The organism is Pseudobutyrivibrio sp. MD2005, assembly GCF_000621865.1.
Classification (GTDB): domain Bacteria; phylum Bacillota; class Clostridia; order Lachnospirales; family Lachnospiraceae; genus Pseudobutyrivibrio.
Genome location: NZ_JHXE01000008.1, coordinates 98,733 through 125,112 on the forward strand (window position 1 = coordinate 98,733; position 26,380 = coordinate 125,112).

The following is a 26,380-nucleotide window of genomic DNA, read 5'->3' on the forward strand; positions in this document are numbered from 1 at the left end:
GTGTAGATAACTAATTCCATTAATAAACTTATAAAAATCAGTACTATTTCAACCGAAGTTAAGTTAATGTACAAATCCACATAAATAAACTGAACTCTAGAAACAAATTGTTAAGTGAAATATCATTTTTTCTAGAATAAACTCAATTATAGTTAAAATAATTTAGTCAAAGTTAAGTGAATACTATTTACACTATAATAAACTTAACTGCCACCACCAATTTAAATGAAACCAATAGCAATTCAAATTTACTTAACAGTATCCTCCCATTTTAAGTTAATACAGAAATAAAACTAAATGCCCCGCTACAATACTGCAATCAAATGGGACGCTATAGCCTGGAAGCCTGCGTCGTTTGGATGGCCTGACAAGAATGAGCCTATGGTATACACTGCGCCGCTTGGAGTGGTGAATTCGTCGCCTTCGTGGAGCTGGTATTCGGCTACGCCTTGGATGTCGGCAAGGCTTACGAATGTGCAGCCTGTTTCTTGAGCCACTGCTTTTTTGGTGGCGATGATGCCGTCATATTTCCAGAAATTATCAAGCATGACAATTCTTGCATTTGGGTTGTAGGTTCGAATGTATTCAATCATGTCTGTAAGGTCTTCTTTGAAGTGTGACTCGTGGCCTTTTACATTTTCTCCTAGCTCAATAACAATGGTGCCATATTGATAGTTTGTGATGTATGGATCCAAATCATCAAGCTCGTAGTTTCTTGTGTTTGAAAATTCCCATGAGCGCAGTGACATATAGTCGTATGAGCTATAGCCCTTGGCTGCTACTGTCAAATGCACATAATCATTTTCTGGCGCTGTTGCTCCACAGCCCCAGCCAGAACCCCACCAGTCACTTGTGGCTGGATAAAGTGTGATTGAGTTTCCAATGAATAATATATCTTTTGTAGCTGATGGGACCGATTTATTACTTGAAACCGGGATTGGAATATCAATATATTCCTCTGATACATCGTCTACAGCCATATATCCAAAGTCGCCATTGATTTTCATTTTGTAGTAGTCAGTTTCATTGCATTTTCCTACAATAGAAACCCTTTGGTCCAAAGACAATGTGCCGATTATCTCCGCTGTGTCATATGGCTCCTCACGTACCTTTGCATCAGATGTAGAGTAGTAGGTAGCCTCTAGATCCTCAAATGTATATTTCTCTTCCTCTGGTGCTTCCGCCTCTGCAGCTGCGCTCTCCTCTTTTTGCTGAGCTAGCTTTAGGGCCTTTTCCTGCTCTTCGGCCTCAATTCTTGCAGCCTCAGCTTCCTTGGCAGCTTTCTCCTTGTTCTGATATACAACAAGTGAACCAAAGGCGATTATTAGCATTACAAGTGAAATCCATAAAACAACAAGTATTTTCTTTCTCAAAACAATCTCTCCTTATCAAGCTAGTCTATTTACTAAGTGTATTTATGATTCGCTGCACGCAAGAAAATGCTTCGTAATCATATCGTTCTACCGCTTCTACAACAATGACATCCGAATTCTTAATGTCAGATTTTGTCTCTGACATATAGTCTCTGTGGACAAATGTACAACTAGTAAAATCCTTTGATAAATACGGCATCATATTCACTCTAAAGCTGTCGCCTATCAGACATAGCTTTTTGTCGATTGGACCGTCTGATGTTGTGCGGCATATCATTGAGTCTAAATTCAAGCCATTAACTGTAATCTCTGGCTTATAATCCAACGTGTATTCCGTGTCATCATGTGTAACCATGGAATCAGGTATGCCCATATATGTGTATAGCTCGTATTTATCGGCATCCTGTGTACCTGTAATCCAAGTGCTTGGATCCACATATTCTATGCCCATGGCATCATAAAGGGCATTCACTCCAAAAAGCCCGCCAAGCAAATTCCAATGACTATCGTATTTGTAATATGTTTGATAACGCCCCGCTGCCACTCGCTCATCTTCTATTGGGTAAATAAAGGATGTGTTGCAATTCGTATTTACGTATTCATACAGCTGCTGGCTTCTTCTGTATGGATTTACAATGTCTACCGTAGGCATGTATTTCCCGTAGACAGATGATTTATTCGGTGCGATGTAGATGTATAACTCTTTTCCCTGAGCGTCGCACAGTGCCTGCAGTGTATTTAGCTTACTAACATACTTCTGCATCTGCTCTTCTGTAAGATTATTGGTGCCTTGGTAGCACTCGATTTCATTTTCACCGTATAGGAAGAGCCAGCCTTCACGGCCAATTATTACATCCTGATACACTTGAAGCGGATAATAGTCATCATATACTTCCTCTTCTTCTGCCTCTAAAGCTTCAGCAACTTCCTCAACCACTTCTTCACCGGGAACAATAGGCTTGTTAGTCTTTCCTCTATCTATCTCTTTCTCTGGCTCAGGTGGCTTATAAAAAACATTTCCAACGGCAGTTGCTGCTATTTGATATTTAGATTCCACACTATCATTCAAAGATTTATACCATGAAATCATCGTATATCTGAATGGAATTCTATCATCAATGTAGTTGGATATGCTTTCGCCAGTATTCATGAGATTAGACCACTCAATTTCTGCCATCTGCCTTTTTTCCGTCTCAACCGCAGATAGCTTAGCGTAAGTCTTAGGGCTAATCACTCGCAAAGCTCCACCTAACACCCAAGGAGACACTAGTATTCCCAAGAAAACCAATATGAAAATTTTATTCTTAATCGTAGTAAAATTCATATTACCCTTTCTCTTAGAATTGATAGTAAATAAATGGATTGTAGGTTCCATTAACAAGGAACAGTAAGCTGAGCACTAAAAGTACAATGCAAATCACCATACTTCCTTTTACTGCCTTGATGCTGATATGAGCCTGAACAAAACCTCCAAATAAGATTGCTAAAAAGATTGCAATCAAACTCATTCCAGATAGATAAGTCAAGAGATTCAAAACTCTTATACCGCCAACAAACATCCTTGAGATAAATAAAAATGCGTCTAAAATTGTCTTCGCTCTAAAGATTACCCAAAGCAGATTCACAATAAAAAATGTAAGTAGCCTGTTTATAAATTTAAGCTTATTTTTCTTTAAAATCTCGCCAAACCAAAGGCGTTCAAAAATAAGAAGCAGACCATATATTAATCCCCAGATTAGGAATGTAAAATTGGCTCCATGCCAAATGCCGGTCAGTAGGAAAACAACAAAAATATTTAGGCAGGTTCTTTTCATGGAGCATCTGCTGCCCCCCAGAGGGATGTACACATAATCTCTAAACCATGTGGATAAAGAGATGTGCCAGCGTCTCCAAAATTCCTGAATCGATTCAGAGCGATATGGATGATTAAAGTTCTCTTTGAAATCAAAGCCAAACATCTTGCCAAGACCAATCGCCATATCCGAATATCCGCTGAAATCGTAATAGATCTGGAATGTGTAGCAGATGCTTGTAAGCCAAGCAACTGTAGCATCAAGCTGTGAAATATCTGTCTTCCAAACCTTATCTACTATTCCTGCTAACGTATTTGCGATAATTACTTTCTTGGCCAAACCAAAGCAAAACCGCTTTATACCTTCTGCAAATTCATATGAGCCAACCTGTCTTTCTGTGATCTGTGTTGCCACATCTCTGTAGTGAACGATAGGGCCAGCTATAAGCTGAGGAAAGCAGGAAATATAAAGTGCGAAATTGAATAAATTAGGCTGCAATTCCGCAGTATCGTTATACACATCAATCACATAGGAAAGTGCCTGGAATGTAAAAAATGATATACCAACTGGAAGCACAATCTCTGCTATTCCAAGAGCTCCTGTGCCATTGCCTGTAAATACGCCAGTGATTCTTTCAGATAGCTTTAAATCGCCTGCATAAAATATATTTTCAATTGTAGCTATAAATAGATTGAAATATTTAAAAAAGAAAAGTAGCCCTAAGTCACCTAAAATAGCCAGAATCAGGCCCAGTCGCCTGATGTGCTTGCTATCTTGTTTCTTAGAGCATAAGAAACCTGCTCCCCAGTTGATAAGAATAACCAGAGAAATCAGTGCCAGGTACTTTACCCCTCCAAAAGCATAAAAGAGAAGGGAAAAGCCTAGCAATATGTAATTTGATAGTAGAATTCTATTGTAGATTCCTCCACCCACCAGTCTAGGTATACCGTAGTAAGCTAGCAGACAGATAGGCAGGAAAATCGTACAAAATGTAAGTGAGCTGAAAACCAAATTATTCTCCCTCTCCTTTAATCATCAGCCTGGTGAAAGGTTTAGTCTTATTGAAAAATCCAACCACAATATTGCAAAGAATTGCTCCTGCGAAAGTAACTACTATACATAAGATAGCCTTTGCTGGAAAGCTTAGCTTTGGCAACAGCGACTGAATTAATCTAATGCTATAAAACTGATTCAAATATATCAGCAAGCTCATCTTTCCAAACCATGAAAAGATAGGCTTGTCAAAAATCTTGTGACAAGGATTAACATTTGAAAATGTAAGAATCAATCCTATGCTCATTGCAAACAATACCATAAATGCATATTTAGGCTCGATTTCCTTAACTGCATATCGAAGTACCCACAGATAACATAATAGCTCCACAGCTGCAAGAATGCGTTTGCCCGCAACCGTAAAGTTAATTTTGTTAAGCTGTCTTGTGATGCTGTATGTGCTACATCCCAGTGCCATCTCTCCGAAGCCTCTTAGGAAGCATTTATAGAAATGACCTGTCCAGGTTTCGACTCCACCAAGGCTATGGTATTCGTGGGCCATATACCCAAGTACAAACATAGCCATTAGTGGGCATACGATTTTTACAAAGGTGTCGTAGTGCTTTCTGAGGAAATACCAGAACATGAATGTAACCATAAGCCACACATCTAAATACCAGGTGAGCTTGTTTACCCATGAAGTATCGAAACCGAACACCTGTAAGAAGAACAATGAAGCCCATGATTCTGTCACATACTCAATCCTTGCTTCTGCTGTCTTCTCCAAAAATATCGTATTTACGATAAGAGTAAGTAGGATTGCATACAGATGATATGGAAATACATTTTTTATCTTCTTCCACATCATCTGAGCTGTTTCAGTACCGATAAATTCAGTACTTACACTTCTTTTTGCATATGCACTGGCAGCCAGCAGATATCCTGAGACCAGGAAGAAAAACTCTACTCCTATATAACCCTGGTGAAAGAAATATACATCCTTTATGCCGATGCTTATGTTTCCATTTAACGCAAATCGCTTGTGAATATGGTAAAACAAAATACCTAACGCAAAAATAAAACGTAAAAACTCCACTCGTCCATTTTTTGCATGTTTACTCATAATTCTTAAAAATCTCCTTCGTGGATATCGCTTTCATCCACATCATCATTCATGTTTTCTCTGCTGATTACACGCTTTGCTTCACGCTGCTGTTCCACCTGAACAGAAAGCATCTCCTTAACGTTTGCAGAGTTCTTAACATTTTTAATTTCAAAAGTTCCAAGGCTCTTATCAGATGAGCTAACTATGATAGAACCAACTCCAAATATTCTCTGCCCTAAGCTGCGCTTAAGCTGTAAATCTAAGATTCTATAAAGTCTAACTTCATTTTGTGTGAGATTTAAAAAACCAGTCTCCACAAATAATCTGTCCTCACTCATACTATACTTTGTAAAGCTTAATGGAAGCCCTAAGTAACGCTTTCTATCGCTCCATAAAATGTTTGCCATGATTATCCTCCCATTTCTATTCTTTATATAAGTATAATATTATGAGCCTCAATGTTCTAGTGATTTATCATCATATGTGTATTATCAACGAAAAAGATGTTAAATCTGTGACTTTATCGTCTATACGTTATAAGCCACAGGAACTCTTCTAAATGTAAGCCAGTTGATGAATACACAGACGCATGTGAACAAAAGCACTCCACCCCAAACAAAAAACTGATTATAAAATGGAGTTATAATAACATCTATCACTACAGCGCCTGCATCATACACTGCTGGAATCGACTCAGCGAGACGTGGTCCTCCAATGATTACTATCATAAATAGTATGTAATAAATCCAATATACTATTTTTCCATATCGTAGCAAGCTATTTCCTACAAGGCCCTCAGATATCATTAGCATGCCAAATATTATCATAATGATTTTACCTGTAGTGTTAATTGTAAGTACTGATGAACAGCTAATAGCTATGATTGCGAGAATCAATAGCTCTGCAAATTCGATTGCCCTGCTGTAGATAAACAGCTTTTTTCTTGTCATTCCAAAGCTGATTCCACGTGGCACCTCCTCGGCAACAAGCATTACTTTTATAAAAAAGTTCATTAGAATATATGCGAAGCTCATGGCGCCTAGAATTACATCGCCAATATAATCCTCATCCATTCCCATTTTTCCAAATATGAAATTCAGAATCAGTCCACCAACAATTGCAACTGAAACTACAATTAAACTAAAGAATTCGCTCTGCTTCTTTATCTGCCATATCGCTCTTATATCTCTACTCATAATAAGCTCCCTTATCTAACCATGCTCTTTTGATTGAGTTTATATACCCATATTTCTGCTAAAACAAAAATCACAAGTGCTACTGCAAATAAAAATAGTTTAGTTTTTGCAATCACAGAAAATATCTCAAGACCGAATGCATCGCCTGACAACGCCTGGGTCACACCAACAAATCCACCAATGATAGCGCATATAAAAGCAATTATAAACACAAAAATCTTTCCAAATCTTTTAACTTTATGGCCAATAATTAATCCAATAGGACCTAATGCAATAGCGATTATGCAAGATATAAAGAGCTTATTAACTTCCTCAGATCTACCAAAAGCTACACATACTGCTGTAAAAAATAATAGATTTCCAACTACAAAAGTAAGCTGCTTTATAATTTCCCCTACAAAAATATCTTTTCTTCTAGCTCCCATAGATAATGCAATGCTATCGTACCAGCCTGGCCCATAAAATGCATACAGCATATTCATTAATATAATTAAAATGCTACCTACTTGCAGAAAATAATAGAACACTGAGTCTACCACAGACTCTTCGCCATAACTAAGTGCAATCCACTCAATAATAAGAATCAATTCCAATCCTATTACAATGCCAAGACACTTAAGCCCTTCTTTAAAGAAATACTTGGCAGATCTTTTAGCAAGACTATTCATACTAGGCCTCCTTTCTACCATCTACACACATAGCATAGAAAAGATTTTGAAGTGGAACTGCCTCCACCTGCACATCTCCTGCAAAATCATCTACAGGTCCCTCGGCAAGCACTGTTACGACTTTATTTCTACCAATGCTTTCTGGATGATAAATCTTGAAACCTCTAGCTGCTGCGTCTACCGCAGTCTCTTCACCACTGATTCTATAAGCTCTGGCCAAAAGTTCCTCTGTGTTTTCCTCTAAAATAATCTCACCATTATCAATGATAATCACCTTTTCAAATAACGAAGCCGCCTCCTCAATAATGTGTGTACTGATTACGAAGGTTCTGCCTGTAGCTGCATACTCGTCGATTACAAGTCTATAGAACTGTTCTCGAGCTACTACATCAAGACCTGCAACAGGCTCATCAAGAATTGTGATTTCGGCCTTGCTTGCCATTGCTACAATAATTGTTACTGCTGAAAGCATACCCTTTGAAAGCTTGTTAACTCTCTTCTTTGGATTAATATCAAATAACTTGATTAATTCCTTGGCGTAATCTTCATCCCAGTTCTTATAAAATGCCCTAGCTGTTGCTAAATAGTCCTTCACCTTAATTGTATTTGGACCAAACATTGTAACCTGAGAAATCTCTCTCGAATAACAGATACGAGAAAGAGCTTTCTCATTCTCCCAAACTGGCTCACCATCTATTGTAATTGTTCCCTCATTGGCAGGATTTTGAGCTGTAAGAATAGAAAGAAGTGTTGTCTTACCGGCACCATTTCTTCCAATCAGTCCGTAAATCTTTCCAGTCTCAATTTCCACGTCCACATTCTTTAGAACTGTATCTTTCCCATATCTTTTCACTATATTTTTTCCAGATAATGTACTCATATATCCTCCATTCTTCCCATCAGGGATTACAAATCATTCTCCTCATCTATCATTTTTTTCAATTCATTTTTGCTTATGCCTATAAGCTGTGCCTCGCTAATAATTTTCTTTAGGAATGTTTCTCTAAAGCTTTTCTTGCGTGTTTCCATTATTTTTTCTTTAGCCCCTGTCTGTACAAACATACCAATACCTCTCTTCTTATAAATAATGCTCTCATCTACCAATAGATTAATTCCCTTTGCCGCTGTAGCTGGATTAATCTTGTAGAACTTAGATAATTCTGTCGTACTAGGAACCTGTTCTTCTTCTTTTAAAATATCCCTTAATATTTCATCCTCAATCATCTCTTTTATCTGCAGATAGATTGATTTATCTTCCCCTAGATTGCTTAGCACATACTCACCTCCTTTAGTTCATTGGTTAATTACTTATGTAAATAACCATAACACCTATTTATATTTCTGTCAACAAGTAGATAAAAAAAATGACAACATGCAAATTGCATGTTGCCATAAATTTAAAATTCCTAGTTTGCTGTAATTGGTGAATCACAGTACTCACACTGAGCCGAGCTGCCTCTTACAAGCAATACCTTTGCGCCACATCCTGGGCAAGTGCATGTTACTTCTTCCTGAGGATCAGCCTGAGCAAATGCATTCATTGCATTGTTTATGAAAGATGGCTCTGGCTGAACAAGTGATATTGTTCTGTTTACCTCATCAATTGAAATGTTGCTAAGTACACCAACTGTTTGAAGATACTTAAGCTCCTTAACTGCAGTATCATAAGGGATATTGCAAACAGCGGCAATGTTATCAATGCTGCCTTCCTTCTGGTTTACAATTAAATCGATGTATCTACGGTTTCTAGCAGCTTTGTCTGTCAAAGTCTTTGAGTAATAAAGAAGAGCTCCACCACCTGCTATCATTAATATACCGTATATAGTTGACTCTGTAATCATTGCTAGGCCGAGCACGATAAGCGCAATACCCGCGATGATGTACTTCTTTTTATCTGTAGAGCCAATAAATAAAGCATTTTTATTACCAGCGTTTCGCATTATTAGAAGAGCAATACCTGCTGGCCAAAATACGATAAACATTAATACGATAAACCAACCTGATAGATACCATTTATTCTGATTATTATTCATTTTTATTCCCTCACTTCTATTATTCTAAAAAGGAGCTTTTATGCTAAGCTTACGCTTTCTTTCATCAGAAAGCTTCTCAATCTGCTTGCATAACTCCTCAATTTTTCCTTGATTGTTTTCATTAATTGCTTCTTTAAGAGAATCGATAGAATTTAAAATGTTTTCTTCCAAATCTACCACGTCTTCTCTGCTTGTTACCTGACCGCTAGCTAATGAATCATATGCATGCATTACTGTCTTGCGCTGTGGATTAGCATAATCCATATCAGCAACAGCACTCTTCATGCTCTCAAGAATGTACTTGAAGTTGATAAGCTGCTTGCTTCTTACAGCCTGCTGTTCTCCAATGTGTGAACCATGTAAAACAACGAATAAGAAAGCAACAAGGAACAAACAAAAAATACTAAACTGAATGAAAAAAGCTCTTGCTGGTAAAAACCATAAAACAGTCTTGCAAACTGTACCAGCAATTAACTCAACTATGAGATAAAAAACTGTTACGCCTGTAACTTCATAAACAATAGGAAACGGTTTCTTATTGATATAAAAAATCTCAACGTATGCTGTAATCAATGCTGCTAGCATCATAAATGCGTAACAAATCCAAAATGTCATTGTGAATGTGGCACTGAACAAGAATAAGCCAACATTTCCCATAAGGATAAGTATTGCAGCAATAATGCCTCTAATAAATGTTCTGTTATTCATAACATTCCTCCTTCATGTTATATTAATCTTCTTTTTTTGCTCCGCACGAACCACAGAATAGCTGTCCTGGCTGAAGCTCTGCGCCACATACCTTGCACTTGTTTACTACAGCTATTGGAGCGCCACACTGTCCACAGAATTTCATTCCTGGAAGGAGTTCTGCACCACATGAAGGACAAACTTCTTTTTTCTGCTCCATAGGCTTTCCGCAATTTATACAGAATTTGCTTCCTGCTGGAACAGCTGCGTTACAGCTTGGACAGATTAGCTTTGCTGGGGCTGCTTCGGCACCTGCTGCTGCGCCTGCTAGAGGGCCTGCATTTTCACCTGTGTGCATAAGTGATTCAGCCATAGAACCCATAGCCTGACCCATTGCGAGTCCCATGCCGGCTCCCACAAATGCACCACCTGTTGATGTATTTCCTGCTGCAGTCTTTAATGTGTCTGCATATTCCTGGCGTGCCCAACCGTTATTACCATCCTGGTCTCTAATTGTCATACGCTCGTAATCAGCCTGAGCCATCTGACCTGAAACATAACGATCAGCTTCAGAAGATTCTCTTCTAAGATTGAATCCAAGTCTCTCATCTGCAGCTAACTGCTCACGCTCAAACATCTTCTCCTGACGCTGGATTCGAAGCTCTCTAATTCTGCCCATGCAAGGGTCATCTTCAGGAACTTCTATGCTCTCAATATAATAATTGATAAGCTCCATTCCATATTCATCAAGAATATCATTGAGGATTGGCATCATATCATCAGCCAATGCCTTCTTTTTATTGCAAGTAACTAAGACTTCATCTTCTTTAGAAACTAAATACTCAGCAAGTCCATCAGTGATGTTCTGAATAAATGCAGCTCTAAAGTTCTTAACGATATCCTGCTCTACAGCGCTTGCATTTGCTCCAACAAACTTAAGGAAGAACTTCTTTCCATCCTTAACTACTACTGAATATGAGCCACGAGCCTGTACATGAACCTCGATTCCCCATACAGGATCAATAACTCTGATTGGAGTACCTGTACCCCACTTAAGCTCTAAGTGATGTGACTTGTTGATGTAGTAAACTTTACAGTTGTAAGCACTTACTCCACCTGATACAAACTTTGCAACAAACTTAGTTAAAAATGGATAGTTTTCAGTAGTAAGTGTATATTTACCTGGACCAAAAACCTCCTCGATAACACCATCCTTCATGAACAGTGCTTCTTCATATTCAGCGACAATAAGCTGTGAACCTATATTAAAGTCTTCATAAGGGACCTTTGAACACAGTGAATTGCCCATTGATGTATTTTTTATTACAGAAATAATTGGCATATTTTCCACCTCCGATAGTAAAACCTTTTTAATTATACAGTATTGGATAATCTAATTCCATAAAAATGCCCCATTCCTAGGGAATTTTTATTGTTTTTCTATTCTATAATTTCGTATTCATCATTTTCCCTTATTCTAAGGTGTAAATCAGCTTTCTTGGAATTGCGCAAGACCTCAATGGCATTTCTCATATCAGATTTTTCTACAAACTCTTTTGCTTGTTCCAAAGGAGTGTTCTTTGCCTTTCGCTCCACTAGGCGACTTCTCAGCATATCCTCATCAGCAGATATAAAGATGGTGTAATCCGCATAGACCGACAAATCTCTCCAGCCATCTTCATCTAACAGCAGATAATTGCCCTCTAAGAGTACAATATCCGAATCTATCTGAATTGTGTCTTCCACAGGATTGTGTAAGTTTCTATCATACGTAGGCCAGCCGCATTTTGTACCACTAGCTACCAGCCTGATTCTATCTGTAAGAGCTTTCAAATCAAAGGTAATTGGAGCGCCTTTGATTTCTACCATTTTTATTATCTGTCCATCTCTTTCGATTTCATGGCTAAGCAAATAATCCTGATAATGATGGAATCCATCCATTCCGATTGTCTGAATCCCTTTCAAGCCCTTGGTGGTCTTGGACAAATGCTCCAAGAAATCTAACAATGTACTCTTTCCTGCACCTGGAGGTGCAGCCAGCATCACTAATAGTCTTCCATTCTTTTGCTTTTGCATTTCTGTCAGCCTTTTAAGCAACGGTATAAAAATCTCATTTATGTTTTCATCACTGTAATAGGCTGTTATATCATATCCATTTATACATGCATTGTATTCCATTGTCCCCTCCATTTTATAGTTACACTCTCACTTGTTTAATTATGGCATAATGCATTCATTTAATAAATAATTCAACCGACACAATTATCGAACATTTTGCAACAAAATGTTTGATATGTCGTGGACAATTCTCTTTTAATTGTTCATTAACTTCCCTGCCCTCTAGAATCCACATAGTCAATATGCTATCTTCCTTTAAAAATAATTAAAACAACGAGAGGGCAGGTTATGAAAAAATACCCACTGACACCAGCGCAGAAAATGCATTATAACTGGATTCGTAGGTACAATACTCAGCAGGTTTCAGGGCTTAGTATTGTGGCTTCTTTAAAAGCAGATATCAATTTTGATTTGCTAAAGAAATGTATCCAGCTAGAAATCGAAAGATACGGTTGTATGCGCGTTCAATTTACAAAACCAGATAAAGAGGGCAACATACTTCAGTATATTGTTAAGAATAAAAAATATGATATTCCATTAAAAGATTTATCAGACATGACCATGGAGGAAGCCAACAAGACAATGCAGTCATGGGCATATCAAACTATAGATGGCGATGACATCCCAATGTTTGAGATTTTCCTTATGAAGCTTCCTGATGGCTACAATGGATTCTTCCTCCATATGGATCACCGGCTTATCGATTCATGTGGTGTGACAGTTCTTACTAACGACATTATGTCTCTTTACACTCACTTTAAATTTGATGCGCCTATGCCTGACGATTTAGCTGATTACGAGACAGTTTTACAGAATGATATAAAGAAAGCCTCAAACGAGAAACGCTTCCTTAAAGACAAAAAGTTTTGGGACGACATGCTTGATAAATGGGGCGAGCCTATTTACAGCGATATTGCAGGTCCCGAAACACTTGAAAAAGCCAGAAAGGCTCATAATAATCCAAAGCTTAATTCAGCGGATATAGAGCTTAAAAATCTTTTTGTTGAAGTAAGTGATTATAAGTTAGATGCCGTAGCTGCAAAGCAGTTGTTTGATTTTTGCCAAAATCATCAGCTATCTATGACAAATCTTTTGTTGCTTGGTATGCGCACATATCTTTCAAAAGTTAACAATGGACAGGAAGATATTTCCATCCAGAATTTCATTTCTAGACGCTCTACACACGATGAATGGACTTCTGGTGGAAGCCGTACAATAATGTTTCCATGCCGAACAGTGCTGGGGAGTGAGACTGAATTCTTGGAAGCTGCTTATGAAATACAAAATATGCAAAATCAAATCTATATGCATGCCAATTATGATCCTGATTTGATTTATGAAGAAATAGAAAAAAGATATGGCACACCTAAAAACACCACTTACGAAAGCTGCTACTTAACATATCAGCCGATGCCAGTCAAATTGGAAAATCCTTATTTAAAAGACATTCCAATGTACTGCAAATGGTTTGCAAATGGTGCAGCTACAAAGAAAATGTATCTAACTGTTTCACATACTGAAGATGGTGGTATGAATTTTTCTTATCACTATCAGGTTGCTGACCTGACAGAAAAGCAGGTTGAAGTATTTAACTATTACTTGATGCGAATCATTTTCAGAGGTGTTGAACAGCCTAATTTAACACTCGGAGAAATTATTAATCTTGTATAAATGAATGGGAGGTAATCATTATGTCATTAGAGAAAAAGTTTAAGGAATTAGTATCACAGTACTGCATGGCTTCGCCAGAAGATTTAAAGGGCTCAAGCCGTTTTCGTGAAGATTTAGATTTCAGCTCACTTGATTTCATGTCTTTCTTGGGCGAGCTTGAGGATGAGTTTGATGTAGAGCTTGAGAAGGACAAGATTGTAAATATTCGCACTATCGATGAAGCTTTATCTATGATTCAGGATTTACAGGAGGCATCATAATGGATACTATCAGAACTCTTTGGGATAGAACAGCTGCAAGCTTTAAAGACCTGACAGCAATCAGATATCTGGAAAAGAAAGATGTTAAAGAAGTCACTTATGATAGCCTTAATAAGAGAATCACATTGATCAGAACCGGCCTTTTTAATACTGGTATTTCTGAAGATCATATTGCTATTATTGGCGAATCTAGCGTCAATTGGATTGCCAGCTACCTTGCTGTTGTCACAGGCAACAACATTGCTGTTCCACTGGATGCATTGCTTCCTGCAGAGGATTTAATCGATCTATTAAATCGTTCTCATGCAAAGGTCTTGTTTTTAAGTCCAAAGCTCATTGACTTAGCAGAAGTAGCTCTTAAGAATTGCGCTGAGCTAAAACAGATTTGGTTGCTTAGCGATTCCTATGAGCAATTTGTTCCAAATGCAAAAATCGGCACTATACCTGAGTTGATGAATCTTGGCAACAATAACGCAAAAACACCTACATCAGATTCTGCTTCTCTTGCTACTATCATCTTTACTTCCGGAACTACTGGAAAGAGCAAGGGCGTAATGCTTACTCAGAAAAATCTCTATGACAACGTGGAAAATGTGCACTATGAAGTGGATCCTGGTTGCGTCATGATGAGCGTTCTTCCAATTCATCATGCATACTGCCTTGTAATGGATTGGCTAAAGGGATTCTCGCTTGGCTCTATAGTTTGTATCAACGATTCCTTCATGCATATGGTAAGAAACATGAGCATATTCAAGCCAGAAGTAATGCTTATGGTTCCTTTGATGATTGAATCTATTTATAAGCGTATATCTGCTACACCAGATGCGCCAGTAGAATTAATCAAAAATAAAGTGTTTGGTGGAAACCTTAGGATAATATTTACAGGTGGTGCCCACCTAGACCCGTTCTATATTGATGAATATGCGAAATATGGTGTTGATATTTTAGAAGGCTACGGCATGTCAGAATGCTCTCCTGTTATCACAACAAACACTCCTGAATGCCATAAGCCAGGCTCAATTGGAAAGCCTCTTGATAATGTTGAAATAAAGATTGAAGATGGCGAAATTCTCGTACGTGGTACAAGCGTAATGCGTGGCTATTATGAAATGCCAGAAGAGACAGCGCAGGCATTTACAGATGGCTGGCTTCACACTGGGGACAAGGGTTACATCGATGAAGACGGATATCTTTTCATCAATGGACGTGTGAAGAATCTTATTATTATGTCAAATGGTGAAAATATTTCTCCTGAGGAAATCGAAAATAAGATTGCCCTTAATCCTCTTGTTGCTGAGGTTATTATCGCTGGAAACAACACTGGCCTTACAGCCCATATATATCCAGATCAGGATGTAATTGAAAGACGCGGATTAAGTGATGCTGATGTGCAGACCACACTTCAGGAATTTATTGATAGTTACAACAGTGCTCAGCCTAGCTACAGACATATCACTAGTCTCATAGTTAGAAATGAGCCATTCATTAGAAACACTACTGGCAAGATTAAAAGAACTCAAATTGCTTAGTTGAACAAAAACCTGCGAAAATAGTTAAGTGATTATGTCTTATTTCTAATTTCACTTAAATTGCGAAGGCTGTTAAGTTTTTTAATTCGAAAAAATTTTTTCACTTAAAATTTGTTAAATATTTTTAATTATAGTTAGGTTGAATTTAAATGATTTTTTATTTCACTTAACTTTCTTGGGTTTATGTTAAGTTTATTTAGAAAAATCACATTCTAACTTAACCCAGATAAAAATTGTAATGAAAAATTTAAGTTTATTTTTCGAAAGTGACTTTGATACTTAACAGAAGTTGGCAATTTTAAGTGTAAAAATCAGAATTCATATTCCACTTAACTTTTTCCTTGTTTTTCATTAAGTGAATCTTGCTAATTTGAAATCCAAACTTCATTTCCTATAAAATGGGCAGAATTTGGCTTTGCCAATCAATATTTTCTTTCAGAAAATATTGGTCATGTCTATACTCCCATAAACGGAAGAACTCCATTTAAAAATATTTTTGTTAGAATATCTGCAATTTCTTCTGCGTCCTCTTCACAGTCTCCCGCTGTCCATTTGTGAAGAATACCAAGATTCAAACCGATAGTGGCTGCAATATAATACGAAAACTCTTTATTGTTTTTTACAATTTCCGAATCGCCCTCACTTATTTTAGCAACGTAGCGATGGAACATAATCATTGCTTTTTCTAAGAAGCTGTCACCTCTTGGGCTATGCAAGATACTTGATAAGAATGGATTATCCTTTGTGTAATTGCAAATTGCTAAGAAATATGAGTGACATAACTGATGGTCATTCTTTGGATGAAAGCTCTCCATCAATTCAAAAATATCCTCAATTGTCTTGTCCTCTGCAGCTGAAATCAAAGCTGGCACGTTCTCATAGTGATTATAAAATGTGCTTCGAACAATACCTGATTTCTTAACTACATCAGCCACTGTGATTTTCTCGAATTGCTTTTCTTTACTCAGCAAAAAGAACGCGCCTAAAATGGCTTCTTCAGCTGTGCTGTATCTTTCATCTAATTCTTTCATAACAATCTCCGTATATAAAATGTTGTAAAAAAGCCAGTGGGTAGCTAACAAGCTCTAATATTACTTAAGGAGAGCTTTCTTCAGCTCGACGTAGTAATATTATGGCTTGTAAGCGTAACACACTGGCTACCTATAAAACTTAGCTAAATATTGGCTTTAATGCATCTGCAAGCTTATCCTTCATAGCCTGTGCTTCTGCAAGATCCTTACCCTTTGTAGTGAAGTAAGCTTTAATCTTTGGCTCTGTACCTGAAGGACGAACAACTACTGTGCAACCATTTTCAAGTGTGTAGATAAGAACATTTGATGATGGAAGTCCTGTCTCTTCAGTATTCTTGTAATCTGTAACCTTTGTTACAGCAATGCCTGCGATATCCTTTGGTGGATTCTCGCGAAGTGAGCTCATGATACCAGCCATTGTATCCATTCCAGAAAGGCCTGGGAACTCGAATGAATCTACCTTGTTGAGGTAGCGGCCATACTCTGCATAAATCTCCTCAAGACGCTGCTTAAGTGAGCTTCCGATGCTGCGATAGTAAGCAGCCATCTCACAGATAAGCATTGAGCCGATAACAGCATCCTTATCACGAACATAAGGGCCTGCAAGGTATCCGTAAGACTCCTCGAAACCGAAGATGAATCTGTCTACTTCGCCATCAGCCTCAAGACCAGCAATCTGATCACCAATCCACTTGAAACCTGTAAGAACTGAACGAAGCTCAACACCATAGTGCTCTGCTACTGCATCTGCAAGTGGAGTAGAAACGATTGACTTAACAGCTACAGGATTCTTTGGCATTGTGCCCTTTTCGATACGTCCTGCTGCGATGTAGTCAAGAAGAAGTACACCAACTTCATTACCAGAAACAAGCTCATAGCTTCCATCTGGACACTTCATAGCAATACCCACACGGTCTGCATCAGGGTCAGTAGCGAGCATAAGATCTGCGCCTTCTTCCTTTGCAAGCTCAAGACCAAGCTTAAGAGCGTCAAAGATTTCTGGGTTTGGATAGCTACATGTTGTAAAGTAACCGTTTGGATATTCCTGCTCTGGAACGATAGTGATATCTGTGATACCGATGTCGTTGAGAACACGTGTAACTGGTACTAAACCTGAACCATTAAGTGGGCTGTAAACAAGCTTAAGACCTGCTGTCTTGCAAAGACCTGGACGAACCTGGCGGTCTTCGATTGCTGCATAGAAAGCATCCTTGCAATCATCACCAACAAACTTGATAAGTCCTTTCTCAACACCCTCAGCAAAAGACATAACCTTTGCACCTGTGAGAACATCAGTCTTCTGAATCTCCGCATATACGATAGCTGCTGCATCATCTGTCATCTGGCAACCATCTGGACCATATGCCTTGTAACCATTGTATTTTGCAGGATTATGTGAAGCTGTAACCATGATACCAGCATTACACTTGTAGTAACGTGTAGCAAATGAAAGTGCTGGAACTGGCATAAGAGCATCGTAAATACGAACATTGATGCCATTAGCTGCTAGTACACCAGCTGCTGCCTTAGCAAAAACATCACTCTTAAGGCGTGAGTCATAGCTGATAGCAACTGTCTGATTGCCCCCCTGAGTCTTAACCCAGTTTGCAAGACCCTGTGTTGCCTGACGTACAACATATACATTCATTCTATTTGTACCTGCACCAAGTACACCACGAAGACCTGCTGTACCAAATGCAAGAGCCACTGCAAATCTGTCCTTAATCTCTTCATCCTTACCCTCAATCTTTGCAAGCTCAGGCTTTAAATCTGGATCATCCAAATCAGATGCAAGCCAACGCTTATAATCGTCATTATACATAATTACATCTCCTTTATTTTTTCATAACTAAAACTCTCTTAATTTTAAATTTTTAGGTTAGGCATGTCAACCTAAGTAATGTTAATTATTTTTTGTATAGATTCCTGAAAGACATCAGTTTTTCAGGAATCTATATCTAATTGGGGTGGGTGCGGCGCCTAAATTTACCACTGTAACCCGGATTCTTGTAAATACAGTGGTAAAATTAATGTGCTTTTACCACTGTAAATCAGATTCTTCTATATTAAGTGGTAATTTCTGAGTATCTTTACCACTGTAAATCGGCTTCTTCCATATTCAGTGGTAATTTTTGAGTATCTTTACCACTGTAAATCGGCTTCTTCTATATTCAGTGGTAATTTCTTTGTACGGTAAAATATTCAACAAGCAACAGCCATACCGTAAATAAGTACAAATAACGATTTGTTAATTTAACTGTCTTCAATTATACAGAATCCTCATCCATCAATGAACACACAATTCAAAAATTGGTAACAAAAAAAATTTCACAGGCTCTACTTGCTGAATAAAAAGGTATAACCATCTATAATTATTGCTCTTAGTTATACCTTTTTAGATTCAATATTATGTTCCATAGCTCATTAAAAGGTATAACCTTCCATAATATTCCTCGCTAGTTACACCTTTTTGACTTCAATATAGTGTCTCATTGCCCACCAAAAGGTATAACCCGCCATAAATTTCCACTCTGGTTATACCTTTTTGACTTCAATATAATGTCTCATTGCCCACCAAAAGGTATAACCCGCCATAAATTCCCAAGCCAGTTATACCTTTTTGACTTCATATTAATCCCTCATAAATTATAAAAGGTATAACCACCTCCCATATCAGACCAAGATTATACCTTCACAGAAAAGGAGCCCGCCACAAGGGAAGGCTCTAACAATTCAATTATTTAATTCTTCAAACTGGAATTTATCGATTACAATATACAGATTGTCATACTACAATCCGTGGTACAATCAAAAACTCATATTGAGTTATGCCCTTAATATAAGTATAGGATTATAATCCAGTATTGTAACCCTTAAGATAAAGCCTTCGGTGACTGGCTTAAGTTCATCCAATTTTTGATAAAAGATACAGTGAACCACATATGCATACAACTTCTGCATGGCTACTGATATCATTTAAATTCATTTCAAGAGTGAACACTTCTGCATCAACGCCTCTAGCGCGAATCATTTCGGCCAGTTTTTCTGGTGGCATAGTTCTAGCATTTGGTACTGCCACAGTGTAGCATTTGTCAGCGATAGGCATGAGTGTATCAAGGATAATACCTACTTCTTTATCAGCAAGAATTCCCATTATAAAAGTGATTTTTTTATCTGGGAAGTATTCTTCGAGTGATTTACGAAGTACTGCTGCACCCTGCCTGTTATGACCGCCGTCTATAATGACTGGCGGATTATCTGAAAGCAGCGTGAATCTGCCATACCACTTCGTATTTACGATACCATTTTTAATGTTATCTTCAATGATTTCGTAACCAAGGCTACTAAGCTTTCTTGCTGCTGCTATGGCTAGTGCTGCATTATCAATTTGATATGTTCCAAGCATTTCTGTGAAATACTCTTTGCCATCTGCCACTACAAATTTTTGTCCATGAATATCTCTGTCTATTATTTTACTAGGGGCAACAAAATCAATCGGTACTACTGAATTTATATGCTCAACATAATCAATTTCAGTGCAGCTATCATCTTTAAAATATGTTATTTCCATATCCTCAAAAGACCTGCACACTTCTGTTAGGACCTCTGTAACTTCAGGCTCCTGCTTAGCACTCACCACAACAGTCCCAGGCTTTATTATCCCTGCTTTTTCTACAGCAATCTCCCTTAGGGTGTTGCCTAGTATGGTCATGTGATCATAACTGATTGGCGTGATGACAGAAACAAGCGGCGCTGGTATTACATTGGTGGTATCCATTCTGCCACCCATGCTTACTTCAAGAAGCACTATGTCGCATTTCTTTTCGATAAAATACATAAATGCCATGACAGTCAAAAATTCATATTCACTGACAAATATTCCTTCTTTGGCAAGCTCATCATAAGCAGGCTTAACCTTTGAAAACACATCTGCAAATTCTTCATCCGAAATGTCCATTCCGTTCACCTTGAACATCTCGTTATATCGATATAAAAACGGTGAAGTAAAGGCACCCGTAACGACGGATGCCTCATACAAAATGTTAGCAAGATATGCCGTAGTGGAACCTTTGCCATTGGTTCCTGCAATGTGAACATATTTAAGTTTGTCCTGAGGCCTATCAAGTTTTTCTAAAAGCATAAGCTCCGCATCTAATGAGAAGAAATTCTTCTTTGCACCGCCATCTTTCGGTGGCATAAAATGTGGCATGTTCTTGAAAAAATCTATTGCCTCTTGATATGTATGTTTTCTCATTTTGATAATCTTCTTTTTCATTTTTATCGGCTCATTCCGACTCGGTATCTTCCGAGTTAATTACATTATATCCTTATGGAACAAAAAATAAAGCCACACTACCACCGCAGTAATAGTATGACTTTATAAGATATTTATATTGGATGTGCTATCCTTCTAAAACTAATTAAGACCTGTCCACTTCCACTCTGCAATTTCTGGCATATCTACACCGATATCGTGGATGTATGTCTTGTGCTCAACAAGCTTGTCTCTCATCTTCTGCTTTAAGAATGCGCCCTTGTTTTCCATCTCAGGCATATTGTTAAGCATAGCGATAACAAGGTTGAAACGGTCAATCTTGTTCTGAACTCTCATGTCGAATGGAGTTGTGATTGTACCTTCTTCATGATATCCATAAACGTGGATGTTTCTGTTGTGTCTTGTGTATGTAAGCTCGTGGATAAGTGTTGGATATCCGTGGAATGCGAATATGATTGGCTTATCCTTTGTAAAGATTGAATCGTAATCTACATCTGAAAGACCATGTGGATGCTTGTTGCTTGGCTCCATCTTCATAAGGTCGACAACGTTTACGAAACGAACCTTGATTTCTGGCATCTCCTTGTGGAGAATGTCAACTGCTGCAAGAGCCTCAAGTGTAGGTGTGTCACCGCAGCAAGCAAGTACAATATCAGGCTCTTCACCATTGTCTGTAGAAGCCCAATCCCAGATACCGATACCCTGAGTACAGTGCTTAACAGCCTGCTCCATTGTGAGCCACTGTGGTCTAGGGTGCTTAGATGCAACTATCGCATTTACGTAGTTCTTGCTCTTTAAGCAATGATCCATTGTAGAGAGCAAGCAGTTTGCATCTGGTGGAAGATAAAGTCTTACCACGTCTGCCTTCTTGTTAGAGATGTGATCAAGGAAGCCTGGATCCTGGTGTGTAAATCCGTTGTGATCCTGCTGCCATACGTTTGATGTAAGAAGAAGGTTGAGTGATGCAATTGGTCGTCTCCAAGGAAGGCTGTTGCAAACCTTGAGCCACTTAGCATGCTGAGCTGCCATAGAATCGATGATTCTGATGAAAGCTTCGTAGCTTGCGAAGAAGCCGTGACGACCTGTAAGAAGATATCCCTCTAACCAGCCTTCACACATATGCTCTGAAAGCATTGAATCCATTACACGACCATCCTGTGCAAGGAACTGATCTGTGCCTTCTTCGATTGGTGAGTTCCAATCTCTATTTGTAACCTCGAATACCTTGTTAAGACGATTAGACATTGTCTCATCTGGTCCAAAGATACGGAAGTTCTTCTGATCCTCGTTAAGCTTGAATACGTCACGAATGTATCCGCCAAGCTCAATCATATCCTGCTTTTCAACTGCACCTGGAGCTGGAACATCGATAGCGTAATCACGGAAATCTGGAAGTCTAAGATCGTGAAGAAGCTTACCACCATTTGCATGTGGATTAGCGCCCATACGTCTGTCTCCCTTTGGAGCAAGTTCCTCTAGCTCTGGGATAAGGCGACCATTCTCATCGAAAAGCTCCTCTGGATGATAGCTCTTTAACCACTTCTCAAGGATTTCCATGTGCTCTGGCTTGTCCATCATAACTGGAACCTGGTGAGCTGCGAAAGAACCTTCGATCTTGTTGCCATCAACAACCTTTGGACCTGTCCATCCCTTTGGTGTACGAAGAACGATCATTGGCCATACTGGTCTTGTAGCATCGCCTGTTTCTCTAGCGTGCTTCTGGATAGCCTTAATCTTGTCCATACATTCATCAAGAGTCTCTGCCATCTTCTTGTGCATAACCTTAGGGTCATCACCCTCAACGAAGTGTGGCTCCCATCCCATACCTGTGAAGAAGCTTACAAGCTCTTCATGAGACATACGAGCAAGGATTGTAGGGTTTGAAATCTTGAATCCGTTGAGGTGAAGGATTGGGAGAACTGCACCATCTGTTACTGGATTTAAGAATTTATTTGACTGCCATGAAGTAGCGAGTGGGCCTGTTTCAGCCTCGCCATCACCAACAACGCATGCGGCAATAAGTTCTGGATTATCGAATACTGCACCGAAAGAGTGAGCGATAGAGTATCCAAGCTCACCACCTTCGTGGATTGATCCTGGGTTCTCTGGAGCAACGTGGCTTGAGATACCGCCTGGGAATGAGAACTGCTTGCAAAGCTTCTGCATACCATCAATATCGCGGCTTACATTTGGATAAACCTCACTGTAAGAGCCTTCAAGATATGTGTTGGCTACAAAGAAGTTTCCACCGTGACCTGGACCAGAAATAAGAATCATGTCCTGATCGTATTTGTTGATAACACGATTGAGGTGAACATAAATAAAGTTCTGTCCTGGTACTGTTCCCCAGTGACCTACGATTTTTTTCTTAACCTGCTCTCTTGTAAGTGGCTTACGAAGGAGTGGATTGTCAAGAAGATACAACTGTGCTGCTGCGAGGTAATTAGTTGCACGCCAGTAGGCGTCCATTTTCTCTAAATACTCGTCGGTGATTTGACTGTGATTCATTTTACTTCTCCTTTAAATACTTTAGGTTTTTCTAAAAGACAAAAATCATTATATAACAAAAGGATGTACATTGTACATCCTTAATTGTTATTTTGTTAAATTTTTATCTAGCATCTAAATAATAACCATTTCAATTTATAACGGCTATTCGATTTTTTACCTGTTAAGGTTTAATTTTTGTTTTCACAGAATCATTCTTTCTCAATCTCTGCTAATAGATTCTTTACAGATATTGTATAATCAGAAAGATTAATCAGCTTATTACAAACCCCGCAAAATAGTTTTGCAAAGGCTTCAACTGTACTTTTCTTATAGATGCCTGCATCATAATCAACCAAAACTGAATAATCTTCTTTACTATCAAGAATTTCCAAATCCATCTTGTTATTGCAAGCCATATTGTCCGATGATAGCGTTGTTATTTCTTTTACAATATCATCACTATCTCCGTAGTCATAAATATCGCCCTGGTATATAAGGCAGAGTAGATTTTCTCCAAAATATTCTCCAGCCTCTTCCCAATATGATAGGTTACCATGAGCAATGCCATCTTTTATTTGATCAGCCACCATATAGAGAAAATCTTTCACAGACAGCTCCTCTTCTAAATAAAATGTGACTGGCAAATCCTTTATGAAACAGCCAACAGTATTAATTCTTCGTAAGTCGTATCTTCCATTCCACGTCCATTTGAAAGCTACATTGTTGTTCTTACGATTTATAGCAAGCGCTATAGCCACAGCGGCGATATATAATCCATTTCGGCCAAGTCCATACATATCGCTTATTTTCTTTACCCCCGCTCTTTCAAATGGAAAAGCCAGAATGAACTCCTCATCCTTATTATTTTGCCCATTATAATCAGGGATTGGTAGGGTGATACAACCATCTCTGTGATAGCGCTCTTTGAAATAATCCATATTTTTTCTGAAAGATTCTGACGCTCTGTAATTATTCTCTTCAACACAGATAGCCAAATAATCATCCCTTGAGACAACCTCTTCCCTATATATGTCTCCAATATCCTCCAAAAATTTGTGATACGAGCTGCCATCGCATATAGCATGACATATATCAAGCAGTCCTTCTTTTGACTCTTCTGTTTCTATCAACCTGCACCTAAATAAAGGACTATTATCAAAAGTAAAAGGATGCACAAACTTTTTCACCAGTTTATCCAGCTCCTCTGTACTCATCCTTTCAGGCATGATATCAGGCTGTATATTCTTATCAAACCTCTGTATAAAGCCGTCCTTCGTTTCTTCTATAGTACTGCAAAGGGATGGGTGTAACAGAATAGCTTTATTGATAGCTTCTGCCAACCTATCTAAATCAACAAATGGATCAAGATAAAATCTTATTGGCAAGTTCAATACCGAAGCTTGCCTATTTTGAGCCTGTACACGAAGAAGATAATTCTGAGAAGCATTCACTTTTACATATTTTACTTCGTTAGATAACGATGTGTTTTCATGTGACGCTTTTTTTATCAGATCCTCTATGGCTTTTGCACATCTTCCCTCATATATTTGTTGCACACAAAAGCCCTCGATTTGACATCGCACAACTACTAGCATTGCCGTAATCGATTCTCCACCTATCTCAAAAAAGTCATCATTTATTCCAATTTTCCTATTACACTCAAGTACGTTTTCAAATGCCTCACATATTATTCGCTGAATATCATTTTCCGGCTCAACATAGGTACTCGATTCAGAAAAAGCAACTGGTTCTGGCAAGCGCAGCTTATCAACCTTGCCATTTGAATTATATGGTATCTCTGAAAGCCTGATGAAATGCTGAGGTATCATATAGAATGGAAGATATGATTTCAAAACATGAGATTCATTTTCCTGTGAAAGATTACACTCATCGACATAATATGCACATAAAAATGGGGTTCCCGTATTACCCTTAAATGCTTTCACTGCGCAGAAATCTATATTATATGCCTTCTTTATAGCACTCTCTACTTCTGTCAATTCCACACGATTGCCGTTTATCTTAACCATTTCGTCTATACGACCCCAAATGGTGTATCTTCCCTGTTTATCCACAGAAGCATAATCCGATGTTCTATAAAAACGTTTTCCCCCAATTGTAACAAATGATTTTTCATTTTCATTAGAGAGATTATGATATCCTCGAAAGAATGGAAGAAATACACATAGCTCTCCCTCATTCCCTTGATTACCGTCTTCATCAAGCAATACAATCTCACTGCCTTTAGTAGGATATCCTATAGGAGAGTTGCTGTATGCCCTGTCCAATCTATAATATCCTAAAGGATGGCCTAACTCACTTGGGCCATAAATATTGACCACATCAAAATCCTTTGGTTCTATATCAGACACTATTTCTCCACCGGTGTATCCAACCCTCATACTTTTTATGCCAAGTTGCTGTAACACATTCAAAAACGTTGGCGTCATAAACGTAGAGTCTATCCCGTGGTCATTAAAATACGCACAAAGTCTTACTGGATCTTTGGTTGTCTCCCAAGAAAGCACGTGTATGGTAGATCCTAGACTAAGAAAACCTATGGTTATATATATGCCTGCCACGTACGATTCTGGAACAACATGAGCAAAAATAAGTGGCTCTTCTATGGTCTCATCCCCCAGTGGATACACATAATCACGCAGAAAAGCCTCTCCTTCATAAATACGCTCATATACCCCGTATTCCTGAGCAGCTCCTTTTGGCGTGCCACTGCTACCTGATGTATATATGTAAAATGCAAGGTCATGTAAGTCAGGCTCGACAAAATCTGCGCTTTCTGGTAATTTCATTGCCTCAGCCCATTCCTTGTCACTCATTACCAGCTTACAATCGCAATCTTTTATAACGTAATCTATACGCTCTTTTCCCATCAAGTCCTCAAGGGCAACCCACGCTGCACCAGCCATCATAACACCTATGCGTGTGGCGATATATTCCATTCCTTTTGCATAGTAGATTCCAACAGTATCTTCTTTTCCAATTCCAATATTTTGAAGGTAATGATTAACTCTCATGGCATATCCTAAGAGTTCCTTATATGTGGTTTTTCGATTGCCATCGTGATCCACCACTGCTATGCGGTCTGGATGATTTGTTGCCCATTTTCGCAATCTGTCAATGTATTCCATGCTTTTTT

General features: G+C 38.4%; 21 protein-coding genes. 3 read left to right on the top strand and 18 right to left on the bottom strand.

The genetic code is table 11. The annotated features are described in order from the left end of the window. Nucleotides 1-305: 305 nt before the first annotated feature. The 13 genes from T498_RS0102050 to T498_RS0102110 all read right to left on the bottom strand — a co-directional run bounded on the left by T498_RS0102050 (nt 306) and on the right by T498_RS0102110 (nt 12,026). A complete protein-coding gene (locus T498_RS0102050) occupies nt 306-1,373 on the bottom strand; it encodes an SGNH/GDSL hydrolase family protein (protein ID WP_028234485.1) in 1,068 nt (355 codons plus the stop codon). A 25-nt stretch (nt 1,374-1,398) separates the two neighbouring features. Further along, complete coding sequence (locus T498_RS0102055) at nt 1,399-2,697, bottom strand: alginate O-acetyltransferase AlgX-related protein (protein WP_197019900.1); 1,299 nt, start codon at nt 2,695-2,697, stop codon at nt 1,399-1,401. Nucleotides 2,698-2,710: 13 nt separating this feature from the next. Then, a complete protein-coding gene (locus T498_RS0102060; RefSeq protein WP_028234487.1) occupies nt 2,711-4,177 on the bottom strand; it encodes an MBOAT family O-acyltransferase in 1,467 nt (488 codons plus the stop codon). Between the two features lies 1 nt (nt 4,178). Next, the gene (locus T498_RS0102065) at nt 4,179-5,282 is read right to left on the bottom strand and encodes an acyltransferase family protein (RefSeq protein ID WP_028234488.1); all 1,104 of its coding nucleotides are present in this window, start codon (nt 5,280-5,282) and stop codon (nt 4,179-4,181) included. 5 nt (nt 5,283-5,287) lie between these two features. Continuing rightward, entirely contained in the window at nt 5,288-5,671 is a 384-nt protein-coding gene (locus tag T498_RS0102070) for a PH domain-containing protein (protein ID WP_028234489.1), read from the bottom strand. A gap of 120 nt (nt 5,672-5,791) precedes the next feature. Beyond that, nucleotides 5,792-6,460, bottom strand: coding sequence for a hypothetical protein (locus T498_RS0102075; RefSeq protein ID WP_028234490.1), 669 nt, complete (start codon nt 6,458-6,460; stop codon nt 5,792-5,794). A gap of 11 nt (nt 6,461-6,471) precedes the next feature. Beyond that, nucleotides 6,472-7,128: a hypothetical protein gene (locus T498_RS0102080; protein ID WP_028234491.1), complete on the bottom strand. Its 657-nt coding sequence runs from the start codon at nt 7,126-7,128 to the stop codon at nt 6,472-6,474. A 1-nt stretch (nt 7,129) separates the two neighbouring features. Continuing rightward, nucleotides 7,130-8,008 carry an ABC transporter ATP-binding protein gene (locus T498_RS0102085; RefSeq protein WP_028234492.1) on the bottom strand — a complete coding sequence of 293 codons (879 nt, stop codon included), beginning with the start codon at nt 8,006-8,008 and terminating at the stop codon, nt 7,130-7,132. A gap of 26 nt (nt 8,009-8,034) precedes the next feature. Then, nucleotides 8,035-8,403, bottom strand: coding sequence for a GntR family transcriptional regulator (locus T498_RS0102090; protein ID WP_028234493.1), 369 nt, complete (start codon nt 8,401-8,403; stop codon nt 8,035-8,037). A 131-nt stretch (nt 8,404-8,534) separates the two neighbouring features. Continuing rightward, nucleotides 8,535-9,161, bottom strand: a complete 627-nt coding sequence (locus tag T498_RS0102095; RefSeq protein WP_028234494.1) for a hypothetical protein — start codon at nt 9,159-9,161, stop codon at nt 8,535-8,537. Between the two features lie 24 nt (nt 9,162-9,185). Beyond that, entirely contained in the window at nt 9,186-9,869 is a 684-nt protein-coding gene (locus T498_RS0102100) for a hypothetical protein (protein ID WP_028234495.1), read from the bottom strand. A gap of 22 nt (nt 9,870-9,891) precedes the next feature. Then, nucleotides 9,892-11,190, bottom strand: coding sequence for an SPFH domain-containing protein (locus T498_RS0102105; protein WP_028234496.1), 1,299 nt, complete (start codon nt 11,188-11,190; stop codon nt 9,892-9,894). Between the two features lie 98 nt (nt 11,191-11,288). Continuing rightward, complete coding sequence (locus T498_RS0102110; RefSeq protein WP_028234497.1) at nt 11,289-12,026, bottom strand: nucleoside/nucleotide kinase family protein; 738 nt, start codon at nt 12,024-12,026, stop codon at nt 11,289-11,291. A gap of 228 nt (nt 12,027-12,254) precedes the next feature. Between T498_RS0102110 and T498_RS0102115 the strand changes: the two genes are divergently transcribed. The 3 genes from T498_RS0102115 to T498_RS0102125 are packed head-to-tail and all read left to right on the top strand — an operon-like array spanning nt 12,255 to nt 15,426. Continuing rightward, nucleotides 12,255-13,637 (top strand): condensation domain-containing protein, encoded by a 1,383-nt coding sequence (locus tag T498_RS0102115; protein WP_028234498.1) that lies wholly within the window; start codon nt 12,255-12,257, stop codon nt 13,635-13,637. 20 nt (nt 13,638-13,657) lie between these two features. Further along, the gene (locus tag T498_RS0102120) at nt 13,658-13,897 is read left to right on the top strand and encodes an acyl carrier protein (RefSeq protein ID WP_028234499.1); all 240 of its coding nucleotides are present in this window, start codon (nt 13,658-13,660) and stop codon (nt 13,895-13,897) included. Beyond that, complete coding sequence (locus tag T498_RS0102125; RefSeq protein WP_036977668.1) at nt 13,897-15,426, top strand: AMP-dependent synthetase/ligase; 1,530 nt, start codon at nt 13,897-13,899, stop codon at nt 15,424-15,426. Before T498_RS0102120 ends, T498_RS0102125 begins: the two co-directional genes overlap by 1 nt. A 455-nt stretch (nt 15,427-15,881) precedes the next feature. On the opposite strand, the gene T498_RS0102130 is transcribed toward T498_RS0102125, so the two are convergent. The 5 genes from T498_RS0102130 to T498_RS14575 all read right to left on the bottom strand — a co-directional run bounded on the left by T498_RS0102130 (nt 15,882) and on the right by T498_RS14575 (nt 26,372). After that, the gene (locus T498_RS0102130) at nt 15,882-16,457 is read right to left on the bottom strand and encodes a TetR/AcrR family transcriptional regulator (RefSeq protein WP_028234501.1); all 576 of its coding nucleotides are present in this window, start codon (nt 16,455-16,457) and stop codon (nt 15,882-15,884) included. 139 nt (nt 16,458-16,596) lie between these two features. Continuing rightward, nucleotides 16,597-18,279, bottom strand: coding sequence for a phospho-sugar mutase (locus tag T498_RS0102135; protein ID WP_028234502.1), 1,683 nt, complete (start codon nt 18,277-18,279; stop codon nt 16,597-16,599). Between the two features lie 1,083 nt (nt 18,280-19,362). Then, nucleotides 19,363-20,733: a bifunctional folylpolyglutamate synthase/dihydrofolate synthase gene (locus T498_RS14570; protein WP_051524538.1), complete on the bottom strand. Its 1,371-nt coding sequence runs from the start codon at nt 20,731-20,733 to the stop codon at nt 19,363-19,365. Between the two features lie 141 nt (nt 20,734-20,874). Then, entirely contained in the window at nt 20,875-23,241 is a 2,367-nt protein-coding gene (locus tag T498_RS0102145) for a phosphoketolase family protein (RefSeq protein ID WP_028234503.1), read from the bottom strand. A 191-nt stretch (nt 23,242-23,432) separates the two neighbouring features. Next, nucleotides 23,433-26,372 (bottom strand): AMP-binding protein, encoded by a 2,940-nt coding sequence (locus T498_RS14575; protein WP_051524539.1) that lies wholly within the window; start codon nt 26,370-26,372, stop codon nt 23,433-23,435. Nucleotides 26,373-26,380: the final 8 nt, after the last annotated feature.